The sequence below is a fragment of the Enterococcus sp. AZ196 genome, from assembly GCF_050498845.1.
Classification (GTDB): Bacteria; Bacillota; Bacilli; order Lactobacillales; family Enterococcaceae; genus Enterococcus_A; species Enterococcus_A murrayae.
The window spans coordinates 1,625,789-1,651,105 of sequence record NZ_JBIPAM010000001.1; the positions used below are offsets into that span (position 1 = coordinate 1,625,789).

At 40.2% G+C, this 25,317-nt stretch carries 22 protein-coding genes; 7 read left to right on the plus strand and 15 right to left on the minus strand.

Annotated features, from left to right (window positions below; genetic code table 11):
• The 9 genes from IGI67_RS07915 to IGI67_RS07955 all read right to left on the minus strand — a co-directional run bounded on the left by IGI67_RS07915 (position 1) and on the right by IGI67_RS07955 (position 9,456).
• On the minus strand, positions 1 to 930 hold the full coding sequence (locus IGI67_RS07915) for a homoserine O-succinyltransferase (RefSeq protein ID WP_429957344.1): 930 nt from the start codon (positions 928 to 930) through the stop codon (positions 1 to 3).
• A 3-nt stretch (positions 931 to 933) separates the two neighbouring features.
• Complete coding sequence (locus IGI67_RS07920) at positions 934 to 2,205, minus strand: O-acetylhomoserine aminocarboxypropyltransferase/cysteine synthase family protein (RefSeq protein WP_429957345.1); 1,272 nt, start codon at positions 2,203 to 2,205, stop codon at positions 934 to 936.
• 352 nt (positions 2,206 to 2,557) lie between these two features.
• Entirely contained in the window at positions 2,558 to 3,421 is an 864-nt protein-coding gene (thrB, locus tag IGI67_RS07925) for a homoserine kinase (RefSeq protein WP_429957346.1), read from the minus strand.
• Entirely contained in the window at positions 3,418 to 4,476 is a 1,059-nt protein-coding gene (gene thrC, locus IGI67_RS07930; RefSeq protein ID WP_207109323.1) for a threonine synthase, read from the minus strand. Before thrC ends, thrB begins: the two co-directional genes overlap by 4 nt.
• Positions 4,477 to 4,478: 2 nt before the next feature.
• Positions 4,479 to 5,768 (minus strand): homoserine dehydrogenase, encoded by a 1,290-nt coding sequence (locus IGI67_RS07935; protein ID WP_429957347.1) that lies wholly within the window; start codon positions 5,766 to 5,768, stop codon positions 4,479 to 4,481.
• 127 nt (positions 5,769 to 5,895) lie between these two features.
• Positions 5,896 to 6,183, minus strand: a complete 288-nt coding sequence (locus IGI67_RS07940; protein WP_088931815.1) for an ArsR/SmtB family transcription factor — start codon at positions 6,181 to 6,183, stop codon at positions 5,896 to 5,898.
• Positions 6,184 to 6,201: 18 nt separating this feature from the next.
• Entirely contained in the window at positions 6,202 to 7,926 is a 1,725-nt protein-coding gene (locus IGI67_RS07945; RefSeq protein ID WP_429957348.1) for a phospho-sugar mutase, read from the minus strand.
• Between the two features lie 189 nt (positions 7,927 to 8,115).
• Positions 8,116 to 9,030 (minus strand): thioredoxin-disulfide reductase, encoded by a 915-nt coding sequence (gene trxB / locus IGI67_RS07950; protein ID WP_429957349.1) that lies wholly within the window; start codon positions 9,028 to 9,030, stop codon positions 8,116 to 8,118.
• Between the two features lie 207 nt (positions 9,031 to 9,237).
• Entirely contained in the window at positions 9,238 to 9,456 is a 219-nt protein-coding gene (locus IGI67_RS07955; RefSeq protein ID WP_010740033.1) for a YneF family protein, read from the minus strand.
• A gap of 302 nt (positions 9,457 to 9,758) precedes the next feature.
• On the opposite strand from IGI67_RS07955, the gene proB reads away from it, so the two are divergent.
• Together proB and IGI67_RS07965 are read left to right on the plus strand one after the other, a co-directional pair.
• On the plus strand, positions 9,759 to 10,568 hold the full coding sequence (gene proB / locus IGI67_RS07960) for a glutamate 5-kinase (RefSeq protein ID WP_207109327.1): 810 nt from the start codon (positions 9,759 to 9,761) through the stop codon (positions 10,566 to 10,568).
• Positions 10,561 to 11,811 (plus strand): glutamate-5-semialdehyde dehydrogenase, encoded by a 1,251-nt coding sequence (locus tag IGI67_RS07965; protein ID WP_429957350.1) that lies wholly within the window; start codon positions 10,561 to 10,563, stop codon positions 11,809 to 11,811. The genes proB and IGI67_RS07965 overlap by 8 nt, the downstream gene beginning before the upstream one ends.
• A 42-nt stretch (positions 11,812 to 11,853) precedes the next feature.
• Here IGI67_RS07965 and IGI67_RS07970 read toward each other — a convergent pair whose 3' ends face one another.
• The 3 genes from IGI67_RS07970 to tyrS form a co-directional block, all read right to left on the minus strand.
• A complete protein-coding gene (locus IGI67_RS07970; RefSeq protein ID WP_429957351.1) occupies positions 11,854 to 12,744 on the minus strand; it encodes a deoxyribonuclease IV in 891 nt (296 codons plus the stop codon).
• 18 nt (positions 12,745 to 12,762) lie between these two features.
• Complete coding sequence (locus tag IGI67_RS07975; protein ID WP_429957352.1) at positions 12,763 to 13,668, minus strand: AEC family transporter; 906 nt, start codon at positions 13,666 to 13,668, stop codon at positions 12,763 to 12,765.
• Positions 13,669 to 13,762: 94 nt separating this feature from the next.
• Positions 13,763 to 15,025, minus strand: a complete 1,263-nt coding sequence (gene tyrS, locus IGI67_RS07980; RefSeq protein WP_429957353.1) for a tyrosine--tRNA ligase — start codon at positions 15,023 to 15,025, stop codon at positions 13,763 to 13,765.
• A 330-nt stretch (positions 15,026 to 15,355) separates the two neighbouring features.
• On the opposite strand from tyrS, the gene IGI67_RS07985 reads away from it, so the two are divergent.
• From IGI67_RS07985 to IGI67_RS08000, 4 genes are all read left to right on the plus strand, one after another.
• Positions 15,356 to 17,725 (plus strand): transglycosylase domain-containing protein, encoded by a 2,370-nt coding sequence (locus tag IGI67_RS07985; protein WP_207109332.1) that lies wholly within the window; start codon positions 15,356 to 15,358, stop codon positions 17,723 to 17,725.
• A gap of 154 nt (positions 17,726 to 17,879) precedes the next feature.
• The gene (locus tag IGI67_RS07990) at positions 17,880 to 18,101 is read left to right on the plus strand and encodes a DUF2829 domain-containing protein (protein ID WP_207109333.1); all 222 of its coding nucleotides are present in this window, start codon (positions 17,880 to 17,882) and stop codon (positions 18,099 to 18,101) included.
• Positions 18,098 to 18,850 (plus strand): 3-oxoacyl-ACP reductase, encoded by a 753-nt coding sequence (locus tag IGI67_RS07995; RefSeq protein WP_429957354.1) that lies wholly within the window; start codon positions 18,098 to 18,100, stop codon positions 18,848 to 18,850. The genes IGI67_RS07990 and IGI67_RS07995 overlap by 4 nt, the downstream gene beginning before the upstream one ends.
• Before the next feature lie 116 nt (positions 18,851 to 18,966).
• On the plus strand, positions 18,967 to 19,473 hold the full coding sequence (locus IGI67_RS08000) for a QueT transporter family protein (RefSeq protein ID WP_207109335.1): 507 nt from the start codon (positions 18,967 to 18,969) through the stop codon (positions 19,471 to 19,473).
• 30 nt (positions 19,474 to 19,503) lie between these two features.
• Here IGI67_RS08000 and treC read toward each other — a convergent pair whose 3' ends face one another.
• On the minus strand, positions 19,504 to 21,126 hold the full coding sequence (gene treC / locus IGI67_RS08005) for an alpha,alpha-phosphotrehalase (protein ID WP_429957355.1): 1,623 nt from the start codon (positions 21,124 to 21,126) through the stop codon (positions 19,504 to 19,506).
• Between the two features lie 15 nt (positions 21,127 to 21,141).
• Entirely contained in the window at positions 21,142 to 23,088 is a 1,947-nt protein-coding gene (treP, locus tag IGI67_RS08010) for a PTS system trehalose-specific EIIBC component (RefSeq protein WP_429957356.1), read from the minus strand.
• Positions 23,089 to 23,438: 350 nt separating this feature from the next.
• On the opposite strand from treP, the gene treR reads away from it, so the two are divergent.
• Positions 23,439 to 24,161, plus strand: coding sequence for a trehalose operon repressor (treR, locus tag IGI67_RS08015; RefSeq protein ID WP_207109338.1), 723 nt, complete (start codon positions 23,439 to 23,441; stop codon positions 24,159 to 24,161).
• A 67-nt stretch (positions 24,162 to 24,228) separates the two neighbouring features.
• Here treR and ccpA read toward each other — a convergent pair whose 3' ends face one another.
• Positions 24,229 to 25,233 carry a catabolite control protein A gene (ccpA, locus tag IGI67_RS08020; protein WP_207109339.1) on the minus strand — a complete coding sequence of 335 codons (1,005 nt, stop codon included), beginning with the start codon at positions 25,231 to 25,233 and terminating at the stop codon, positions 24,229 to 24,231.
• Positions 25,234 to 25,317: the final 84 nt, after the last annotated feature.

The following is a 25,317-nucleotide window of genomic DNA, read 5'->3' on the forward strand; positions in this document are numbered from 1 at the left end:
TCAATATGATCTCAGCTTTCTTTCCTTTTGTAATTCACGAATTTTTTCTAACCGATAGGGAGTAATTTGGTAAACATCGTTCAACCAATTATGATAAAACAAATGAGCTTGTGCACGCCAATAATTATGGATTTTTCCATCCTCGTAATAATTCTCTGGTTTAGCTGTGGTGATCCCACGATCATGATCACGCAGATATTCTTTTTCTAATGTATTGGTCGCATACTCGAAATGCCCCAACAAAAAGACATCGTGTTCATCTTCAGAAATTAAAATAGCCGACCTCTCTTCCTCATCTTTTGCGATCACTTTAATTTTTTTCTGGCGGACCTGCTCTTCGTTAATTCCAGTATATCGTGATTGAGGCATCCAAAAGCGATCATCAAATCCTCTGAACAAACGAAAATGATGCTCGATTTCTTGCTTATATATCCCAAATAATTTTTCTTTGAATGGAACTTTATCAATACCAAAATGATGGTACAAGCCCGCCTGTGCCCCCCAGCAGATATGCACAACTGAAGTTACTGATAGTTGACTCCAATCCATAATCTCCACTAACTCTGCCCAATAATCGACTTCTTCAAAAGCCAACTGCTCCACTGGCGCACCAGTGATGATCAACCCATCATAACAAGTGTCTTTAACTTGTGAAAATTCTAAATAGAATTTATCTAAGTGTGTTTTGCTCGTGTTCTTATGTTCATGACTGGCAACCTTCAAAAAATCCACATCGATCTGCAATGGACTTTGACTGATCAAACGCAATAAATGAATCTCTGTATCGATCTTGTTCGGCATTAAATTTAGGATCAATAGCTTTAACGGTCGAATATCCTGCTGTTCCGCCCGCGAATTATCAATCGCAAAAATATCCTCAGATTCCAACACCGATTTCGCTGGAAAATCGGGCTCTAAGCGAATCGGCATAAGTTATCCCTCCAATTCATCAAAGGCCTGCTGCAGATCAGCAAGAATATCACTCACATTTTCTATCCCACAGGATAAACGAACAAGGCCCGGGGAGATTCCCGCTTGTTGCAATTCTTCATCTGTTAGTTGACGGTGGGTAGAAGTTGCAGGATGCAATGCACATGTGCGGATATCCGCTACGTGGACCTCCAATGAAACAAGTTTTAAAGCATCCAGCCATTTCGCCGCAGTCTCTTTTCCATCAGCAAATTCAACAGAAATTACTCCGCACAAGCCATTCGGTACATATTTTTGTGCCAATTCATAATTTTCGTCCTTTTCCAAACCAGGATAATAGACATTCTCAATCGCTTTTTGATCCGTTAGAAATTCCGCTACAGTCATCGCATTTTGATAGTGACGGTCCATCCGAACAGGCAATGTTTCCATTCCCAAGTTAAGCAAGAACGAATTTTGTGGCGAAGGCGTTGCACCTAAATCACGCATCAATTGAACACGGGCTTTGGTAATATAAGCAGCTTGGCCGAATTTCTCAGTATAAACGATGCCATGATACGTTTCATCTGGCTCGGAAAGCTGTGGGAACTTCCCATTGTTCCAGTCGAATGTTCCGCCGTCAACGATCACACCTCCTGTTTGAACGGCATGTCCATCCAAATACTTTGTAGTGCTGTGAATAACAATGTCTGCTCCAAATTCAATTGGACGACAGAAGTATGGTGTTGCAAAGGTGTTGTCGATGATGAATGGAATGTCTAATTCTTTAGCTATAGTCGCAAATTTCTCCTGATCCAAAACTTTTACCGCAGGATTTGCAATTGTTTCACCAAAGATTGCTTTAGTATTTGGTTTTGCCGCTTTCACTATATCTTCTTTTGAAGCATCTTGATCGATAAATGTCACTTCGATCCCCATTTTTCTAAAGGTATGAGCAAACAGATTATACGTTCCGCCATAAATATAGCTGGATGAAATCAAATGGTCTCCCGCTTCTAAAATATTAAGCACAGCATAGAACGTTGCCGCTTGACCTGAAGATGTGCATAGCGCTCCAACGCCCCCCTCTAATGCCGCAATTTTTTCTTCTACAGCACCAGTTGTTGGATTTGCCAAACGAGTATAAAAGTAACCTGCCGCTTCCAAATCGAATAATTTTCCAATCTCATCGGTAGAGTCATACGCGTAGGTCGTACTCTGAACGATTGGCAACACTCGAGGCCCTCCATTTTCCGGTTGATAACCAGCATGTAAACATTTTGTTTCAAATTCCATCTTTCTTCCTCCTAGTTCGAATTAGTATAGTCAACAAATACAGCTTAAAATAAACATGATTTTTGTTACGCCGATGTTTGAGCAGTATCATATTTTGTCAATCTTGAAACTAGCTGCAGAACTGACAAAAAAACTCCCGTCTTTTCATATTTGAAAGGACGGGAGTTCCGTGGTACCACCTTAGTTCATCAGTCTCTCACAAGACTGATCTTTTGTCGTATTGCTACGAACTGCTGTAACGGGCATTCCCGTATTGCTCCAAGACCATCTTCCAATGAATCGCTGCTGCTCCTTCTCAGTTACCGAAGCTCTCTGTCAAGTCCGATTCGTTGTACTCTTCTCTTCTACGCAATTAAAATATTTGTACGCCTTCTTTTTCCACTGAAAGCACATCAATCATCGCTTCATGATCAAATGATTTTAAGGATGATACTAGTTTTTCTGTATTCTCAGGCGGTGTTAGAACCAAAACAGTAGGCCCTGCACCACTTAAAAAACTACCATAACCGCCATCGGCTTTGCAGAACTCACGAATTTTTTTCAAGTGAGGTACAAGATGCTGACGGTGACTCTCATGCAAGATATCTCGTTCCATCATTTTCCCAGCTAATGGTAAATTGCCATTTAGAACGGCCGCGATCATCACATTTCCAATTGAGCTAGCCTTAACCGCATCACGATATGACATTTCTTTCGGTAAAACAGCACGACTTTCTGATGTCAATAGCTCATGATTTGGAATGAAGGCAATCACGTCACAATCAGGAAACGTGTGCTTTACAAAGTTCACTTCGTCGTTGTTATAGCTTGCTACTACAAAATCACCACAAATCGCTGGTGCAACATTATCAGGGTGTCCTTCAATTTTTGTTGCATAATTCACTTTTTGCTGAGGTGTCATTCCTAGATTTCCCAAACGATTAGCTAACTCAATTCCTGCAACAACAACCGAAGAACTGCTTCCCAGCCCACGTGCAATAGGAATATCTGAGGTCATCGTAATTCTGTGCGGTGTTAAATCAGGAGCTAAGTCTAGGGCTGTTTGGATCAACAGATTTTTTTCATCTGAAGGAATGTCGCTGCCTAATTGGTGCTTAATCTGCCAACTTGCTGTTTCAGGTCCAATATCAATAGTTAGATACTGTGATAATGCAATCCCGCAAGAATCAAAACCGGGACCTAAATTGGCGCTGGTTGCTGGGACACGGATTTTCATAGAGATGCCACTCCTTCACGTAAGTGTCGGCGCATATCCTCCAAATCACTCATCTTATTGATTTTAATATCTGTTTCATTGATAGCTGTATCAGGATCTTTTAATCCATTCCCAGTGAAGACCGTAACCACCGTTTCGCCAGGTTTGATCCGACCATTTTCTACATGTTGAATCACTCCTGCTAGAGAAGCCGCTGAACCAGGTTCAACAAAGACACCCTCTTGTGCAGCAACTTTGCGATAGGCATTTAAAATTTCTGCATCTGTTACTGAATCAATAAAACCATTCGATTCATCGCGTGCCGCTTCGGCCAATGTCCAACTCGCAGGATTACCGATCCGAATTGCCGTTGCCACTGTTTCTGGAGCTTCGATGACTTCTCCTTTTACGATTGCTGCTGCCCCTTCTGCTTCGAAGCCGTGCATTCGTGGTAAATCAGTTCCTTTTTTCTCATGCCATTCTTTGAAGCCTTTCCAGTAAGCGGAAATATTCCCTGCATTTCCAACAGGTATCGCCAATACATCCGGTGCTTTTTCTAATTGTTCACAAATCTCAAAAGCAGCTGTTTTTTGTCCTTCCAAACGATAAGGATTTACTGAGTTCACTAGAGCCACTGCTTCCGTCTCAGCAATGTCTCGTACAGCTTTTAATGCTTCGTCAAAGTTCCCAGGAATTGAAATGATATCCGCACCATAGGCGATTGCTTGAGCTAGCTTGCCCATCGCAATTTTTCCATCGGGAATAACAACGTATGCCTTGATCCCTGCTCGTGTTGCATAAGCTGCAGCTGCAGCGCTTGTATTACCAGTTGAAGCACAGATAATTGCCTTAGCACCGTCTTCTACTGCTTTTGCAACAGCCATCACCATACCGCGATCCTTGAAGGAACCGGTTGGATTCAAGCCTTCATATTTACCATAAAGCGTAATCCCTAATTCCTTAGATAGATTTTTCAAAGGAATCAACGGTGTGTTTCCTTCCGCCAAAGCGATCTGAGGCGTCTTGTCTGTAATTGGCAGATACTCTTTATATTGTTTTAATAAACCTTCGTACATGCTTATTCCCCCATAACTTTCATCAATGACAGTAATTTGTAACTAGTTTTTTCTTTAATTTCTTGTTGGATTGCCGCCATCTTTGTTTCCGATGTCTCGTGTGTAATCAATACGACACGCGCAGTTTCACCATCGCCTTTTTCCTGCACGACTTGTTCAAAGCCAACCTCTGTCTCAGTCATAATTTCAGCAAGTTTCAAAAATTGACCAGACTGATCTGGCATTTCCAGAGACAAGAAGTACTTACTAATATTTTCGCTCGGCGATGTAATCTTTGTTGGTTGTGTGTAACCAGTAAAACGATGGCCGACTGTATTCTTTTTCATTTTGTTAACAATTGTCATCATATCTGCCACAATACTTGTTGCAGTTGGTCGTGCTCCTGCACCTGGTCCGTAATACATTGATTCACCAATACCTGAACTTTTAACAAAAACAGCATTCATTTCATTGTGGATCGAAGCAAGCGGATGCTCATGAGGAACTAAGACTGGTCCAACTTCTACCGAAATCGTATCATTCTTTTTAATTGTTGAACCAATTAGTTTTACTGTATAGCCAAGCTGGTCAGCAATCGAAACATCTTTTGCTGCCAAACCGCGAATTCCTTTTATTTTTACTTGATCCATCGTAATAGACATGCCAAAAGCAAACTTACTTAAAATGACCATCTTATACGCAGCATCAATACCATCTACATCATTCGTTGGATCGCTTTCTGCAAAACCAAGCTCTTGAGCCTCTTTCAATGTTTCGTCATAAGTGCGATGCTCCTGAACCATTTTAGTCAGCATGTAATTTGTTGTACCGTTGACGATTCCCAAGACCTCAGTGATATCGTCTGCAGCTAAGCTATTGGCGATGGTCCGTAATATCGGAATACCGCCGGCAACACTAGCCTCATAATACAGATTGCGCTGCTGCTCACGCGCCAAATCCACTAATTCGCTGCCATGCTGCGCCAGTAGATCCTTATTCGCAGTTACTACATTTTTCCCTGCCATCAACGCCTCTTTAATAAAGGTTTTCGCCGGTTCAATGCGGCCCATTACTTCTACGATAATTGCGATCTCAGGATCCTTTAAGATAGCATCCAACTCTGTGACTAATTCCAAATCATATTTTTCAGCTAAAGCACGTTTATCTTCCTGTGGTCGAATCAAGGCTTTTGTTACAACCAAGGGACCGCCAATGCTTTTCTCAATTTTTTCTTGATGATCTGCCAAAATTTCTAAAACACCGGTACCTACTACACCTAAACCTAATAGACCCACCTTGACTGCTTTTTCCATAATCCGCCTCCACTAAATTACATTCGTATTAAAAGTAATTTCATCGTATTCTAATAGTTAGCTATCAGTATAACAAAATTTCTGCAAAAAAAAAGAGCTTTTCCAAAAATTTTGGAAAAGCTCCCTTTTATTGATGTAGGACATGGCGAAAGGTTTGCTCCAAAACATCCAAGACATGTTGATCGTCCAGGCTGTAAAGCATTGCCTTCCCGTCACGACGCGCTTTAACTAAGCGATTATCACGTAATAATTTTAATTGATGAGAAACAGCTGATTGCTCCATCGCCAACGTTTCGCTGATTGACGAAACATTCCGTTCTCCCTCTTTTAGAAACATCAAAATTTTTAAACGTGTCGGATCACTCAAAATTTTAAAAAATTGACTGACCGCTTGAAATTCTTCGTGTTCCTTCATTTATAGCCCTCATTTACTCTACTCAGTGATTTTACGGATTGCTTCTTCATACATCGCAATTTTTTCTGCGGCAGCATCATGAGAATCACCTTTTACACCAATATAGAATTTAATTTTTGGTTCTGTACCAGATGGTCGGACGGCTAACCAAGTCTCATCTGCTAACGTGTATTTCAATACATCTGAAGCTGGCATATCAATCGCTGTCTCATTTCCTTCAGCGTCAACCACTTTTGACGTTTTGAAGTCTTCAGTCAAGGTAACTGCTACATTAGCGAATGATTTTGGTGCTTCATTACGTAAATTCCCCATGATCGTTTTGATTTGTTCTGCGCCTTCAGCACCGCTTAAAGTAACTGAAATCGTCTTTTCAGCATAGTAGCCGTATTCTTCAAAGATTTCCTGCAATCCATCATACAATGTTTTGCCTTGCTTCTTATAATAAGCAGCCACTTCCGCCAGCAGTACCAATGCTTGAATCGCATCTTTATCCCGAACGAATGATTTAATCAAGTAGCCATAGCTTTCTTCAAAACCGAACATGAAGGTTTGTGAGTTGTCATCCTCATATTGTTGGATTTTCTCAGCAATAAATTTGAAGCCAGTTAGTACATCTACCATTTTCACATTATAAGAGTTCGCAATTGTTGTTGCTAGTTCACTTGATACGATCGATTTAAGAACCACCGCATTGTCTGGCAAGGTACCGGCTTGTTTATGGGCTTCTAAAATGTAGCGGATCATGATCGCACCGATTTGGTTCCCTGTTAGTACTTGGTAGCGACCATCTGGCAAACGAACGGCTGCGCCAAGACGATCGGCATCAGGATCCGTTGCAATTAACAAATCTGCATCTTGTTGTTCACCCAATTTGATTGCGTATTCAAAAGCAGAGTGCTCTTCTGGATTCGGTGATTTCACAGTTGAAAAATCTGGATCGGCAATCGCCTGCTCAGGAACTAAAATGAACTTTTCGAAGCCCGCTTGTTTTAGAGCTTTTTCGCCTATCATTTTACCGGTACCATGTAAAGGTGTGTATACTAGTTTGAGCTCTTCACTCATTTCATTAATCAGTTCTTGATTGATTGTTACTGTTTTGATTTCTTTCAAATATTCTGAATCGACCTCATCACCAATGATATTGATCAAGTCGCTATGTTTTGCCTCTTCATCAGAGAGCACTTCAACTTCCAAAGGATTCTCCACATCACGAACAAATTTCGTTAATGCGTCTGCATCCTCCGGCGGCATTTGTCCACCATCTTCTCCATAGACTTTGTACCCATTATACTCCGCTGGATTGTGGGATGCTGTGATCATAATTCCAGTAAAAGCATTCTCAAAACGAACAGCAAAAGATAATTCTGGGGTTGGGCGCAAACTTTCAAATACAAATGAAGGAATATCATGTTTTGCCAAAGTCTTGGCCGCCTCCATTGCAAATTCTGGTGACATGTGGCGTGAATCATATGCGATCGCTACTCCACGACGCTTGGTCTCAGGACCCTGTGTGTCCATAAAACGAGCCAAACCTTCTGTTGCTTGACGAATAGTGAAAATATTCATTCGGTTGACACCAGGACCTAAAACGCCGCGCATACCTGCGGTTCCAAATTCTAATTGTTTATAAAACGCATCTTTTTTCAACTCCGGGTCTTTACCTAGATCTTGTAATTCATTGCGCATTTTTTCATCTAATTTATCTGAATCAATCCATTGTTCATAAACTTGTTCCCAAGACATGAAACACACCTCTTTCAAAATTTTCTTACCATTTAAGTATACCATTACTGTTATATTCAGCAAAGAAAACTTGTATCTTAATCCTACTTAAAAAAATTTTTGAGATTCTTTTTCAAATGAACGAATACCCTTTGTTTGGATTGCAAAATAGGAAAAAAGGAAGACACGATTCTGCCTTCCTTTCCAAAACTAATTTTGCGCTTCAATATATTTATACACTTGCTGACCTGCAATTCCACCTTCACCGACAGCTGTTGTGATTTGACGCAGATCCTTTTCACGTGCATCACCAATAGCAAATACACCAGGAATTTTAGTTTTCATTTCATGATCGGTTTCAATCCAACCGACAGCATTAGTAATACCACTATTTTTAAATGGTTCAGTTAATGGTTCTAGGCCAACATAAATGAACGCTCCGTCTGCTGGCTCCAAATGACTATCACCAGTTTTAACATTGCGGATTTGTGCGCCTGTTACTGCCATGTCGTTGCCGACGATTTCGTCCACAACGCTATCCCAGATGAATGAAATTTTTTCATTTGCGAACGCACGATCTTGAATAATTTTTTGTGCTCGTAATTCGTCACGACGATGAACGATGACAACTTCAGAAGCAAAACGAGTTAAATAGATTGCTTCTTCAACCGCTGAGTCACCACCGCCAACAACGATCAAACGTTTGTTTCGGAAAAACGCACCATCACAAACAGCACAATAAGATACTCCTCGTCCGGCAAATGATTCTTCCCCCGGCACACCTAGTTTACGATGGACACAGCCTGTCGCTATGATGATAGTTTTAGCTTTATAGCTTTCCTCTTCAGTAATAACCTCTTTATAATCACCATGATCTTGAATATCCTGAACGATTCCATAGGCATTTTCAGTACCAAATTTTGTAACACCATCATACATTTTCATTGCAAGTTCTGGTCCCATAATTGATTCAAAACCTGGATAATTCTCGACTTCGGCGGTATTGTTCATTTGTCCGCCGGGTGCACCACGTTCAATCAAAAGAACGTTTAAATTTGAGCGTGAAGCGTATAAAGCTGCGGTCATCCCTGCAGGACCCGCACCAATAATAATTACATCATACATTCAGTCATTCCCCCATTCGGCTTAACTTTACATCCAAGAAGTTATTCTGTCGACAAATCTGCTTACTAAATGTAACCTTTCTTATTCTAACTGGTATTTTTGAATACGTTCGATTACTAATTTTAAAGTAAATCTGCAAATAACTCTTGCTGTCATTCTTATCAAAAAAGAAGGGCAACCATCCTGCGACGATTGTCCTTTCAAAAATTATTGTTGGTTTTTCATTTGCTGCATCATTTGACGAACTTTTTTTTCTGAAGGCTTTTGCCCCATCGACATCATCATTTGACGTAACATATCCTCGTTGATTGGAGGATTCTTTTTGAAATAGTCTTGCATATATTTACGAGCTAAGAAGAAACCGCCAACAGCACCTAATAGTGCAGCGATTACTGCGATCAATACTACGATTCCAGTGGATACCATTTTCACCGCTCCTTTCCTGACACATTCTTATACATTTTACTAAAAGATACTTCAAAAGAAAAGCAGTTTTAAGAAACTTCAAATCTGGTTACGAAATTTTATGCCATTCTTATTAATTTTCCGAGGAGTATCCAATACTTTAGTTTTATTGAAAGGATGAAGAAAGCTGAGCTGTCGCTAATATGGGTAATTATCAAAAAAATTTTCAACTAATTTTAAATAATTGATGAAATATTGATTAGAATATGCTAAAATGCAAAACAATATCTTCCTCGCTGGTGGCTAAGTGAAGAGGTGTATACATGAGAAATTTTTTGAGATCCGTCAATCGGATCGTGGTGAAGATCGGGACGAGCTCTTTGATCCATCCAAACGGTAAGATCAATTTTTCTGGAATTGATCAATTAGCATTTGTATTGACTGACCTTCGTAATCAAGGCAAAGAAATAATATTAGTCTCTTCTGGCGCGATTGGCGTTGGAATGGACAAGCTTCATATTCCAGAGCGGCCACAGAAAATTCCGGAGCAGCAAGCAGTTGCCGCTGTCGGTCAATCTGAGCTGATGCATATCTACAATCAGCGTTTTTTGGGATATAATCAGCAAACTGCTCAAGTCTTATTAACACGAGATGTAGTAGATTTCCCAGAAAGCCGAAAAAATGTTATCAACACGTTAGAACAGCTTATCTCAATGGGAATCCTTCCTATCATAAATGAAAATGACACTGTGGCTGTTGATGAAATGGATCATACGAGAAAGTTCGGTGACAATGATGAGCTGTCAGCCATCGTTGCACAATTGATGGCTGCTGATTTATTAATCATGTTAAGTGATATTGATGGTTTTTATTCCGATAATCCATCTAAAAATAAACAGGCAATCCTTTACTCAACCATTTCAACCATCAATCAAAATCTAATGGATCAAGCAGGCGGTGAAGGCAGTCGGTTTGGTACTGGTGGAATGGTCAGCAAACTAAAAGCTGCTCAAAGAGTGTTAGATGCTAAAAGTGCTATGGTCTTAGCAAATGGAAAACCACCCAGAATAATTTTTGATATCTTAGCAGGTGCAGAAGTCGGAACATTATTCAAGGAGGGTAGCCATGAATAACTTAATGAACGTTTTAGGAAAACAAAGTAAGGAAGCTGCTCGACAGCTGAGTCAGCTAGAAACAGCTCAAAAAAATAGATGTCTGATGCAAATGGCTGCGGATCTAGAAAACAATACCCAATCGATTTTAACGGCAAATCAGCAGGATTTGAAACAAGCTAGAAAAAACGGGGTTACAGATCCATTGATTGATCGGTTACGTTTAACCGATATACGAATTCAAGAAATGGCCGACGGGATTCGGCAAGTAGCTGCTTTGCCTGATCCAATCGGTGTAGTTGAAAAAATGTGGCGCACAGAGGACCAGTTAATGATTGGTCAGCAACGAGTTCCTTTGGGAGTGGTTGGCATTATTTTTGAATCACGCCCGAACGTAACCACCGATGCTGCCAGTCTATGCTTTAAATCAGGAAATGCAGTAATCTTACGCGGCGGAAAAGAAGCCTTCTATTCGAATCAGATGCTAGTGGAGCTGATGCAGCAAACTTTGCGAAACAATCAGCTAAACACTGCGATGATCCAATTCGTCAATGATACTTCTCGCGATACAGCAAACGAAATGATGCGCTTAAATGACTATTTGGATGTTTTGATTCCTCGCGGAGGAGCAGGATTGATTCAACAAGTCAAAATGAATGCGACTGTGCCAGTAATCGAAACAGGTACTGGCAACAATCACGTTTACGTTGATCAGGCTGCTCAATTAGACATGGCTAACGACATCGTTATCAATGCAAAAGCTCAACGTCCGTCGGTATGTAATGCCATCGAAACTTTGCTGGTCCATGAAGACATTGCCCCTGAGTTTCTTCCATTGCTCGAAGAGTCCTTGGCTTCTTATCCTGTCGCTCTGCGGGCTGATTCCAAAGCCTTAACCTATTTAAAAAAAGCAGGCCTAGCGGTCGAAGAGGACTGGAAAACTGAATTTTTAGATTATATTTTAGCAATTAAAGTGGTTGCTTCTTTAGATGAAGCGATTGAGCACGTCAACCGCTATAGTTCAAAGCATTCTGAATCAATTGTGACTGATAGTTATCAAAATGGTCAAAGATTTTTAAAAGAAGTTGATGCGGCAGCCGTATATATTAATGCCTCTACTCGCTTTACCGATGGGGTTAAATTCGGCTTTGGTGCTGAAATTGGCATCTCTACACAAAAATTGCACGCTCGTGGACCAATGGGATTAGAACATTTGACGTCTAGTAAATACATCATTTACGGTGACGGTCAAATTCGAGAGTAAGACAAAAGCACATGCTCATTTTAATAGGCATGTGCTTTTTTTCTATTGTATTTGAATTTTTTCCAACAAATTTGGATCAAATATTCCCTCATTCAGCATCGCTATTTCAAAACCATAAGGGGCATGTTGATTCTTTTTATCTGCTCCAACATAGGGGGTCTCTAAAATTTTAGGCAAGTCCTTCAATTTTTCGTGATGAACAATAGCATTTAATGTGTCAAATCCAATCGTACCGAAGCCAATATTCGCATGGCGGTCCTTGTGAGAACCGATTGGATTTTTCGAATCATTCACATGGACCACTTTCAACCGCTCCAAGCCGATTACTCGATCAAATTCGTCTAATACCCCATCAAAGTCCTCTTTAACATTGTAACCCGCGTCATTTGTGTGACAAGTATCAAAAGTTACAGAAAGCTTTTCATTCAACGTCACACCATCGATAATATAAGCCAACTCTTCAAACGTTTTTCCTAACTCCGTCCCTTTACCTGCCATTGTTTCTAAAGCGATTTGCGCTCGCTGATCTTTAGTCAGCACTTCATTCAAGCCTTTGATAATTTGATCTAAACCGGCTTTTTCGCCCGCACCTACGTGCGCACCCGGATGCAAAGTAATCTGCATTGCTCCTAAGGCCTCCGCCCGCATAATTTCATCACGTAAAAATTGAACTGCAAATGGAAACATTTCCGGCTTTTTAGTGTTGCCTAAATTAATAATATACGGTGCATGCATCACGATATTTGACAGACCATGCTCCCTCATAAATTCTTCTCCAGCCGGAATATTCATTTCTTCCACTGGCTTACGACGAGTATTTTGTGGAGCTCCACTATAGATCATAAAGGTTGAAGCTTTGTAGCCGGCTGCTTCTTGCGCCGCACCTAGTAACATTTCTTTTCCTTTCATACTTACATGAGAACCAATTAACATAAGAACCTCCAGATTTTTTTATAGGAATAATAATAAGCTAGTCATCAACGGTAAACTGATTAAGAAACTGAGTGACGATGTAAAGCCAACTACTTCAGCTCGCATACCTGCAGCTACACTGTTAATCACACCAAACGTTGGAATCGGTCCGACTGAAACAAGGCATAAAACGATTTTAATCATCATCGGAAAAGGCATCAACATGAACAGTATCGCTAGCAAGATACCTACTCCATATTTGATTGCTAAAACACGCAAGACTAATGCCAAATCTTTCTTCGGCAAACGGAGTTCCAAAAACAAACCAATCATGAACATTGACAAAAAAGTGTTCGCATTCGCGATCGGCTGTGCGATCTGAAAAACTGCTTCTGGTAAATCGATCTTTAACATACGAAAAAGCAACATAATTAAATAGCAGAGAAACGGGACTGAACGTCCCAAACGTCCTAAAACCTTTTTAGCGGTTGGGCGTTCTTCATTACTACCGCTGATACCTTCAATCACAACATTTGACCCTCCCGCTAGCATGACGCTGTTTCCAATATCAAAAAAAGATAAAATCGGAATCGCCTGCGGCATAAAACTTTGGACAAATGGGATCGCAAAATTTCCGATATTGTAACCGGAAACACCATACATCAAAAATTCTCGTTCCACCTGCTCTTGCCTTTTTGATAAAAAATGGCCAGTAATAATCATTACTAGGTTCAAAAACAGCCCCGCTATAATCAGCAATAACAATTGATTTTTAATCTCCAAAAACTGCAGATTTACGATAATCGCCGCTGGCAAGGTAACATTAACGACAATTTTTGAGATCATCGAACCATCCGCTTTCATCAATAAGTTCAATCGTTTCGTTAAATAGCCTATCAAAATAATAGCAAATAATCCTAACGAGTTTAATAAAACTGCTCTCACCTGTTCACCCCTTTACCTTCTAAAACGCTTACCTCTCAATGCAGAGAAAGAGGATTGCTCCAAAAAATTGGTACAATCCCTTTCGCGATTATGATTAAAATTGTAAAACAAAATATTTTTTCTTGCCGCGACGAACAACGATGTATTCATCTGATAATTTGTCTTGATCACTTAACGTATAAGCTACATCTTGCACACGATCTCCATTGATGTAGATTGCTCCGTTGTTGATGTCTTCACGAGCTTGACGTTTCGAGTTCTCAATTCCAGCAGTCAATAAAATTTCTACAAGGTTTAAATTATCTTCCGTTTGAACTTGATAATTCGGTACATTCTTAAAGCCTTGCTTGATTTCATCTGCGTTCAAATTTTTTACCTCTCCGCTGAATAATGCTTCAGAGATATGAACTGCTTGATTATACGCTTCTTCTCCGTGAACTAATACAGTAACTTCTTTAGCCAGCGCTTTTTGAGCTGCACGCTGCTCAGGCGCAGCTGTAAACTCTTTTTCAATCGCATCGATTTCTTCTAAGTTTAAGAATGTGAAATACTTCAAGAATTTGACAGCATCACGATCATCGGTATTGATCCAGAATTGGTAGAATTCATAAGGTGAAGTCTTTTCTGGGTCAAGCCACACAGCATTCCCCTCTGTCTTCCCGAATTTTGTACCGTCTGCTTTAGTGATTAGCGGCATTGTCATTCCAAAAGCTTGCTTGCTTTCTTCGCGGCGAATTAGTTCGATCCCCGAAGTAATATTTCCCCATTGATCGCTTCCACCTAATTGCAGCAGACAGCCGTATCGTCTGTTCAATTCATAAAAATCGTATGCCTGTAATAATTGGTACGCAAACTCCGTATAAGAAATTCCAGATTCAATCCGACGTTTTACACTTTCTTTACTCATCATGTAGTTGATTGTAAAGTTTTTACCTACATCACGTAAAAAGTCGATCAATTTTAACTCGCCTAACCACTCATAGTTATTAGCGACAACTGCTGGATTTTCTTTGTTTTCGAAATCAATAATACCAGAAAGCTGGTCTTTGATACTTTGCGACCAATTTTGAACAGTATCCAAAGTGTTTAACTGACGTTCCGCATCTTTAAATGAAGGGTCTCCAATCATTCCGGTACCGCCGCCAACCAAAGCAATTGGCACATGACCGTTTTGTTGGAAACGACGCAACGTCAAAATCGGTAATAAATGACCAATGTGCAAACTGTCTGCAGTCGGGTCAAAGCCGATATATAGTTTAACAGACTCTTCATTTAATTGTTTTTCTAAGGCTGCTTCGTCTGTTACTTGAAAAATTAAGCCACGGGCTTTTAGTTCTTGAAAAAAGTCTGAATGCATTTTTATCCTCCTAATCAATTTTGCTGCTTTACTTAAAAAAGTAAAACATTTGCTTATTACGCATATCAATCCTAAATGATTTATACCTTCCCATATTAACTGAAAAAACAAGGAAATAAAAGCGATTCACTAGAATTATTCAAACTTCTGTACCTGCAAGAATGCCTCTCGAGCAAAAGAAGCCAAACAATATAATAATGTTTGTTTTGTTTTACTTAACAATTAGTTGAAGTTTTGATTACAAACATTCCATCCGCTTGTTAATAGAAGTAAAACTTTGCTATAATTCAACAGATAATTAAAATGATAGAATCTAATGAGGTGGACTTTTTGGCTCACAAGAAAAAAATAAATAAGCAACCGAAAAAGAGCGGCAAAAGTAAAGCAAAAGCTACTCTGGGAGGCTCTTTTGCGCTTAATGTTTCATTGCGGGTAGTCAAGTCGTTGCTACTTGGCTTAGTCGTTGTGCTCTTTTTAGGCGGCATGCTGGTCGTCGGAATCGGTGCTGGGTATTTTGCGCATCTTGTCGAAGGAACACCGACACCGACAAAATCAGAAATGAAACAAAAGGTTGGAGACATCGCTGAATCTTCCAAGCTACTCTACGCTGATGACCGTGAGTTAGCAACGATTCAAGCCGATCCAATTCGTGAAAAAATAAATTCTGATGAGATTTCTGAATGGGTAAAAAAAGCACTCGTTGCCACAGAAGATGAGAACTTTTATGAGCATCCAGGTGTTGTTCCGAAAGCAGTTGTTCGTGCCTTATTAGGAGAAATGGTTGGATTTGGTGCCGGATCTGGCGGTTCTACGCTTACACAGCAACTAATCAAGCAGCAGGTTTTGACCAATGAGACTTCCTTCAAACGTAAAGCCAATGAAATCATCTTGGCATTGGATTTGGAGAAATATTTAAGCAAAGATGAGATTTTAACGGCTTATTTGAACGTCTCCCCTTTTGGCCGTAATAACAAAGGTCAAAATATTGCCGGGGTTGAAGAAGCGGCAATTGGTATCTTTGGTGTTCACGCAAAAGATCTAAATCTACCGCAATCCGCTTTTATTGCTGGTCTGCCGCAAAGTCCAATTGTTTACAGCCCTTATACGAATACTGGCGATCTAAAGCAAGATTATTCTCTAGGTATGGCTCGAAAAGATGATGTGCTTTTCAATATGTATCGTGAACAAATGATTTCTAAAAAGGAATACGAAGAAGCCAAAAAATATGATCTTTCTAAAGACTTCCAAGCACGGCAAGACGTAGAGGTCCAACAACACGGTTTCTTATATTATACCGTTTATAATGAAGCCATCAGCATCGTTGCAAAGCAACAGGCTAAAGAAGATGGTGTCAACGATGCGGATTACAGTAAAGAGGAAACGCGAAATCGCTATGTCGAACAAGCCAAAGTTAAAATGCAAAATCAAGGATTAGTCGTCAAATCAACAATTGATAAAAATATTTATGACGCAATGCAGCTGGGCGTAGCTGAATATGGACAATATTTGGACGACGGCTCTGGTGCGACTGTTGAGCCTGGTACAGTCATGATGGATAACAAAACTGGCCGAATCTACGGTTTCGTCGGCAGCCGTGATTATAATACGAACCAAAACAACCATGCCTTTGATACTGCTCGACAAGCAGGCTCATCAATCAAACCGATGCTAGTATACGGGCCAGCTATCGACCAAGGGCTATTAGGCAGCGCGTCACGAATTGCTGATTTTCCGATGAAATACCAACATGGTGAACATGCGGGCAAGGAATTAGGAAACGCTGAAAACAAAGGTTCTAAAACTTTCCAAACAACACGACAGGCTCTTGTTGAATCCACAAACATCACCGCATATCATGTTTATCAAGATATGTTAGCAAATAAAGGGTCCGATCAATTTGCTTATGATAACTACTTGAAGAAAATGAATTATCCGACTTCCAATGCTTGGGGAGTTGAATCAGCACCATTAGGAACAACAGACGTCTCGACTCTGACAGAGGTCAACGGCTTCCAAACATTGGCTAACGGCGGGGTTTATCAGCAAGGCTATCTGATTGATTCAATCACTGACAGTACTGGCAAAGAGATCTATAAGCACAAGGACGAACCGGTTCAAGTATACTCAAAAGCAACGGCTTCCATCATGAATGACTTGATGCGCAGCGTAATTAACGAACAGCATACTACCCCATTCAAATCCATTTTGAGTGGAGTGAATTATCAATTGAGTACTGCTGATTGGGTCGGGAAAACAGGAACCACTGATAATTATGCCGATAACTGGCTGATCGTCTCCACCCCAACAATCACATTAGGAACGTGGACTGGACGAGATGATAACAAACCAATGAATGACGGCGCGGGAAATCGGACTGCGACCTACATGGCTTACCTTGCTGGTCGTATTTATCAGGTCAATCCAAACATCTTTGGTGAAGATGAAGAATTCGAGTTGTCTGATGACGTCAAACAGATTAAAGTTTCTGATTTTACTGGACTAAAACCTGGTAAAGTAAATCACAATGGGACCAATTATCAAGTACCAAGTGGTGAAACAACCTCTCTTTGGGCGAAGGATGGACCAGGGGATAATACCTATGAATTTGGTATCGGTGGTAACGACGATGATTACAAGACCTATTGGAATACTCGCAATAAAGTCAACGCAAAAGCCAAAGAAGATAAAGACGATGATTAAACCAAAATGGACAACGAATACTTTTAAGAAAGGCGGCTCTTTTCAGAGCGGCCTTTCTTTGTATGAACAGCTTCTACGTTTTGGCTTCTTGTGACATCTCAGGCTTTTTGGTATTCTACCAAAAGAAAAGTAATTTCGAACGGAGGAATTGTAAATGACATTTGAAGAAATCTTACCTGAATTAAAAAAGGGGGCAAAAATTATTCGCGAAGGCTGGGGCGGCTTTGAATTATATGTGACGCTCGTAGAAGGTGAAGTATTTGATGGTTCACCAGTAACACCCTATTTTTTGATCAAAACTGCTGATGAAGGTTTTTCAAGTTTTGCACCAACGGTTTGTGACATCTTAGCAAACGATTGGAAAATCGTTAAATGATGACGTTTGATTTTTCTAAAAAAACTGTTTTTGTTACAGGAGCGGCTTCAGGTATTGGTGCCGCTCAAGCTGACGCATTCTTGGAAAAAGGCGCTCGCGTTTTCGCTTTTGACCAACAGAAGCAATATCTAGATGAACTGCAAAGTAAATTCCCTGATCATTTTGCTTTTTCCATCGGAGATGTTCGCGAGAAAAAAGCTTTGCAAGCAGCTCAACAAAAATGTTTTGAACGTTTCGGTACGGTGGATATCTTGCTAAATACTGCTGGAGTGCTAGATAATTATCTGCCGTTAGATAAAACAGATGAAGGTTTATGGGAACAAATTCTAGATACCAATGTAAATAGCATGTTCCTACTGACAAAATTATTATTGCCGGAACTATTGGCAAATCGAGGAACAGTCGTTAATATGGCATCAATCGCCGGAATTGTTGCTGGAGGAGGCGGAATTGCTTATACAACCAGCAAACATGCCATCATCGGCTTCACTAAGCAGCTTGCATTAGACTATGCGGCCAAAGGACTCCATGTCAACGCTATCGCCCCTGGAGCGATCAACACCCCTATGAATCAAGCGGATTTCGCTGGTGATGGGCAAATGGCTGAATGGGTCGCTGAAGAAACTCCTGTTAAACGCTGGGCGGATCCAAAAGAAGTAGCCTATGCCACATTGTTTTTGGCAAGTGAAGAAGCCCGCTATATGCAGGGAAATGTTTTACCAATCGATGGCGGCTGGCTTTTAAAATAGCTTGCAATTTTTATGAAATCATCTATGATAAATGATAGCGAGAATTTCGCACTGCGGCACTTCAATCCTTTGGTCGCAGTTATTAACGAGACACTGTCTTGTAAAGGAGATTAAAAATGAATTTAGAAAAAAGCTCAACCCAACACTGGACCACCACCGATACGGCAAAAATGGCTGTAGTGACCGGACTTTATGTCGCTATCACTATTGTTTTATCCGTCATTAGTTTTGGTGCGATCCAACTGCGTATTGCAGAAATGTTCAACTACATGCCCCTTTTCAATAAACGCTATACTATTGCGGTGACATTAGGTGTTGCGATCGCCAACCTGGCCTCACCACTTGGTATCGTGGACGTACTATTAGGCAGTATTTCCACCTTGATCGTTTTGCTGATCTGTCGAGCTGCAACGAAAAAAATCGCCTCTCTTAAGAAAAAAATGATTATCACAGCATTGATTTTTGCTTTTTCAATGTTCACGGTTGCTGGACAATTGACCTTTTTTTATCAAGCACCGTTTTTCTTTAATTGGCTGATTATTGGCATAGGTGAGCTGCTCTCTATGTCATTAGGCGGCATATTGATTTATTTGATAAATAAACGAATAGATTTGACAAAATAAAACGCGTGAGCAAAACTGCTCACGCGTTTTTTAGCAATAAATAGCAATTGATTGATAAGGCTTCAATACGATTTCCTTATCCAGCTTTTCATTGTCATAATTATTGATCAAGATTTCTCCATTTTGAAATGCTTCTGGTAGTTCGATCGTCGTTTCTTGAGAAAAGAAATTATTAAGCACGAGCAGACTCTGCCCTTTAAAACGACGAATATAGCCATAAATTTGTGGATGTTCCGATAAAAAGGCTTCGTAGCTACCCTCAGCGATTACTGGATACTCCTTCCTCAGCTTGATCAATTTTTGATAATAGTTGAATAATGACCCTTCTTGCAATTCTTTTGCTACGTTGATTTGATTTACTGAATTTCCCAAGGCTAACCATGGGTCAACAGTTGAAAAACCACCATACATGCTACCGTCCCACTGCATCGGCGTACGTGAGTTGTCTCTTGATTTCGCCTTGACGATCTCGAACGCTTCTTGTTCAGTCTTTTCAGCAAGCAATAGTTCTTGATACGCATTTAGACTTTCCACATCAACATATTTTTCCATGGAATCATAATCCGGATCCACCATTCCAATCTCTTCACCCATATAAATATAAGGGGTCCCACGGTTTAAGTGAATTGCGCTAGCTAACATCTTAGCTCCAGTTACTCGATAGTTATCCACATCAACAAAACGATTCAACGCACGTGGTTGATCATGATTATTCCAAAAAAGTGCATTCCATCCACTTTCCTCACTCATTTGCGTTCCCCAAGTATGAAACAATTCTTTTAATCTCGCAAAATCAAATGGCATCTGTGTCCATTTTTTTCCATCCTGATAATCAACTTTTAGATGGTGAAAATTGAAGGTCATATTCAGTTCTTCTCGTTCGGGCTTTGTATATAAAATGCAATTTTCTACTGTGGTAAAACTCATTTCTCCGACCGTAATCATTTCGTCTGCTTTTCCAAAGGTTGCTTGATTCATCATGTGGATAAAATCATGATTAATCGGGCGATCAGTATAAGCCGGCTTTCCATCATTTTCTGCACAATTTTTTAAAACTTCATCCTTGCCGATCAAGTTGATCACGTCGAAACGAAATCCTTTTACACCTTTATCCATCCAAAAGCGTATGACTTCAAATAGTTCTTCCCGTACCTCTGGGTTGCGCCAATTTAGGTCAGCTTGGGTTCGATCAAATAAATGCAGATAATATTTACCGGTATCTCCAAATGGCGCCCACGCGTTTCCACCGAATTTCGATACCCAATCTGTCGGCTCGTCACGTAAAATAAAGTAATCTTGAAATTTTTTGTCACCCGCCAAGGCCTTTTGAAACCATTCATGTTCTGTGGAAACATGGTTGAAAACCATGTCCAGCATTATTTCAATATCATGCTCTTTTGCAGTTGCTATCAGCGTTTCAAAATCTGCCATCGTTCCAAACATTGGGTTGACCGCAGTATAATTTGCCACATCATACCCGTTATCATTTTGCGGACTTGGATAAATTGGGCTTAACCAAATCATATCAACACCTAATCGTTTCAAGTAAGGTATTTTTTGCTTGATCCCTGCCAAATCCCCAATACCATCTTGATTCGTATCTAAAAACGATTTGGGGTAAATTTGATAGATTACTTTCTCTTTAAAACTCATGTTATCCTCCAGCTTCTACAACTCTGTTGCTAATATAATTTTTTCTGCACTTGTCACAGGCGCTTCTTCAATCAACGGATCTACTTGAAAATCCGTTGAATTAGTTACAATGATCGGCGTTTGAACCTCATAGCCTGCTGCTTTGATCGCCTCGACATCAAACTCCATTAGAAGTTGACCCTTTTTGACGCTGTCGCCTTGCTGCACATGACTGGTAAAATATTGTCCATCTAACTGAACTGTATCAATTCCGATATGAATCAATACTTCTGTCCCCTCTGTGCTTACTAGACCGATAGCATGTTTGGTTGGAAACAGCAAACTGATTTGTCCATCAAATGGAGCAACTAATTTCCCTTCGCTGGGATCAATCACTACACCTTGTCCCATCAGCCCCTCAGCAAATACAGGGTCTTTAGCACTGCTTAAAGGATGCAGCATACCAGCGATTGGTGCGAATAATTCCACAACAGAGCCTGCTTTTTTCGTTGTCTCACTTCCTAAGCTTGGTACATTTCCTTCTTCGACACGATCAATTTTATTAAACAAACCGATTCTACGGAAAGTCAGAGTCAAAATAAATGGAACAGCAATTGCAATCAGCATAGCAATTCCAAAGATCACGTAGTCTTGCGGGCGAATTGCTAAAATCCCTGGCAAACCGCCGACACCAATTGATAGTGCTCGAACCTTGAACAAGGTTACAAATAATCCGGCAATTCCGCTGCCGATCATGGCAGCGATAAATGGATACGTATATTTCAAGTTAATCCCAAACATCGCCGGCTCTGTAACTCCTAACCAAGCAGAAATAACAGATGGAATCGATACTTGCTCTTCTTTCTTATTCCCACGATGGGCAAATACAATTGCTAAAACAGCCGCTCCTTGGGCAATATTTGATAAACAGATCATCGGCCATAAATTTGTTGAGCCAAAATCAGCAATCAATTGCGAATCAATCGCTAAAGTTGTATGGTGCAAACCGGTTATGACCAGAGGCGAATACAGCGCTCCAAAAATACCGCCAAACAACCAGCTGAAGCTAGAGGTCAAACCTGCATTTACTACAGCTGAAATCGCTGTCCCGATTTTCCAGCCAATTGGTCCTAGAATGATATGTGCTGCTAGAATCGTCGGAATCAAAGAGAAGAATGGGACGAAAATCATAGAAACAGCTTCTGGAATATGTTTGCGGAAAAATCGTTCTAAATAAACGAGCAAGAAGCCTGCCAACATTGCCGGAATAACCTGCGCTTGATAACCAATTTTATCAACAGTGAAAAAACCGAAGTCCCATGTCCAATTTTTTGCGATTTCTGCAGCAGAAGTACCGTTCACTGCATAAGCATTCAACAACTGCGGTGAAACTAAGGTGATCCCTAGAACGATTCCCAAGATCTCTGTAGCACCCATCTTACGGGCAATACTCCACGTGATCCCAACTGGTAAGAAGTGGAAAATCGCCTCACCTGGGAGCCATAAAAATCCGTTAACGCCGTTCCAAAATGGCGACGCGTCAGCAATCGTCTGACCATTCAGCCAGCCCATTTGTACGCCTTCTAAAATATTTCGAAATCCTAAAATCAAACCGCCGACAATAATTGCTGGTAACAATGGTGTAAAAATTTCTGCTAAAACAGTAATGGCACGTTGAACTGGATTTTGATTTTGCTTTGCCGCTGACTTCGCTGCTTCCTTAGAAACACCTTCGATTCCTGAAACAGCAACGAATTCATTGTAAAAAACAGCTACATCATTTCCGATAATTATTTGAAACTGACCTGCATTTGTAAACATCCCTTTAACGCTAGGAATATTCTCGATTTGCTCCTCGTCTGCTTTTTTGGGGTCATTCAAAACAAAGCGCATCCGTGTGGCGCAGTGGGTAACCGCGGAAATGTTTTTCTTACCGCCGATGGCCGTTAACAGATCCTTAGTATCCTTTTCATATTTTCCCATCTTTTTTCCCTCCGAATAATTTTAACTTGTATGGATAAGTTCAGCTGATAGGTTTACTATAATTGCTCTAGGCATTTTTGTAAATCGCTTACATCAGTGGCAAAACATTTTTGATTAGGAAATTCTCATTTAAATGAAGCACAAATGATTTTATTAACGATTTATCAGTCTTATAGTTACCAACAAGTCGGTAAAAAACCCAACAAGTTTTATCCTACATAAGAATTTACTCATTTTAATATTTAGCTTTATTCAGGAAGCGTTTTACTTTCAGATTCTTTCTTTGTATAATGAAATTACTTATACGGACAAGTTGATATTTCTTATTTAACTAAGAAGAAGGTGACAATATGAAAAATTATGAAGTGATCTACCAAGCGATCGAACGTGGAATTTTAAAAGGAATCTATGAGGCTGGTTCCTACTTGCCTAGCGAAAACAAATTAAGACAAACATATCATGTCTCTCGTGATACGATTCGTAAGGCCCTGTCTCTTCTAATGGCCAATGGCTACATCCAAAAAATCCAAGGTAAAGGCTCGCTTGTATTGAAGCGTGAACAGCTGCGTTTTCCTGTATCTGGCTTGACCAGCTATAAGGAGCTGCAAAATTCCTATGGCTATGAAAGCAGCACCGAGGTTGTTAGTCTTAAAAAGATCGTCATTAATGAAAAAATGGCTCGCATTACCGGTTTTGAGGTAGGTGTCATTTGCTGGGAACTCATTCGTACTCGTGCCATCGATCAGAAAAAAGTGATTCTCGATAAGGACATACTGCTAACAACAATTATCCCTGAGTTGGATACTGAGATTGCAAAGGATTCAATTTATCGCTATTTTGAAAATGAATTGGGCTTGAACATCGCTTTTGCAGAAAAAGAAATCACGATTGATGCATTAACCGAGGCAGATCGCGAATTATTAGATTTAAATCAGCACGACATCAACATCGTTTCTGTGAAAAGCCGAGTCTTCACTAGTGATGCTCGACAGTTTCAATATACTGAGAGTCGTCATCAAGTAGACAAGTTTCGCTTTTTTGATTTTGCACGACGCCATCCTTCCACTATGTAAGTAGAGGAAGCTTAAAGAATTTTATGAAAAAAGAGGCTGTACCAACTTGGGTACAGCCTCTTTGAGCTTATTGTTTTGTCGAACCTTTTTCATAAATACCATGTGGTAATTCGATTGTTTTTTGTTCGATATCTTCTTTGTTCATCATTTTTGTCAATAGACGCATTGCTACAGCACCAATATCATATAATGGTTGCGTTACACTGCTTAGACGTGGACGAGCCACATCTGTCAACAATGAATCATTGCTTGTGATGATTTCGAAATCCTCAGGCACCTTCACACCTTTATCGATTAACCCATCTAATAATCCAATAGCAAGTTCGTCATCAGTTACATATGCCGCTGTTGCACCGCTGTTAAGGATACGATCGGTCAAGGCTAAGCCTTCTTTAAAGTTATATTTAGCTTCAAAGATTAAGCCTTCGTTGTATTCTAAACCATTGTCAGCTAAAGCTTCTTTATAGCCGCCCATACGAGCTTGTCCGTTGATAGCATCGATCAACGCGCCGCTGATGAAAGCAATCTTCTTATTACCGTGTTTTGCCAATAAGTCGATTGATTCTTTCGTAGCTGCAGCATAATCAATATTTACACTGCCGACTTGTTCATCTGGATCAATAGACCCAGCTAAAACGATCGGTGTTTTCGAACGAGAGAATTCTGCACGAATTTCATCAGTAATGCGATGGCCCATGAAGATTACACCGTCAACTTGTTTTGCCAATAAGTTATTTAACACGTTTACTTCTTTTTGTGCTTCGCCATCTGAGTTAGCTAAAATAATATTATACTTGTACATCGTCGCAATGTCATCGATTCCACGTGCTAATGAAGCGAAAAACATGTTGCTGACATCAGGGATGATTACACCAACCGTTGTTGTTTTCTTACTTGCCAATCCTCGTGCGACAGCATTTGGACGATAATCCAGACGCTCGATAACTTCTAATACCTTTTTACGTGTTGTCGGCTTTACATTTGGGTTGCCGTTGACTACACGAGAAACGGTTGCCATTGAAACATTCGCTTCGCGGGCAACATCATAAATCGTAATTGTTTGCTTTTCCATGGATATGCTCCTTTTATATTGTTTTCAGAAAATATCATTTACATTTCTAAAAGATAATAGCACGTTGTTTCATTGATTGCAACC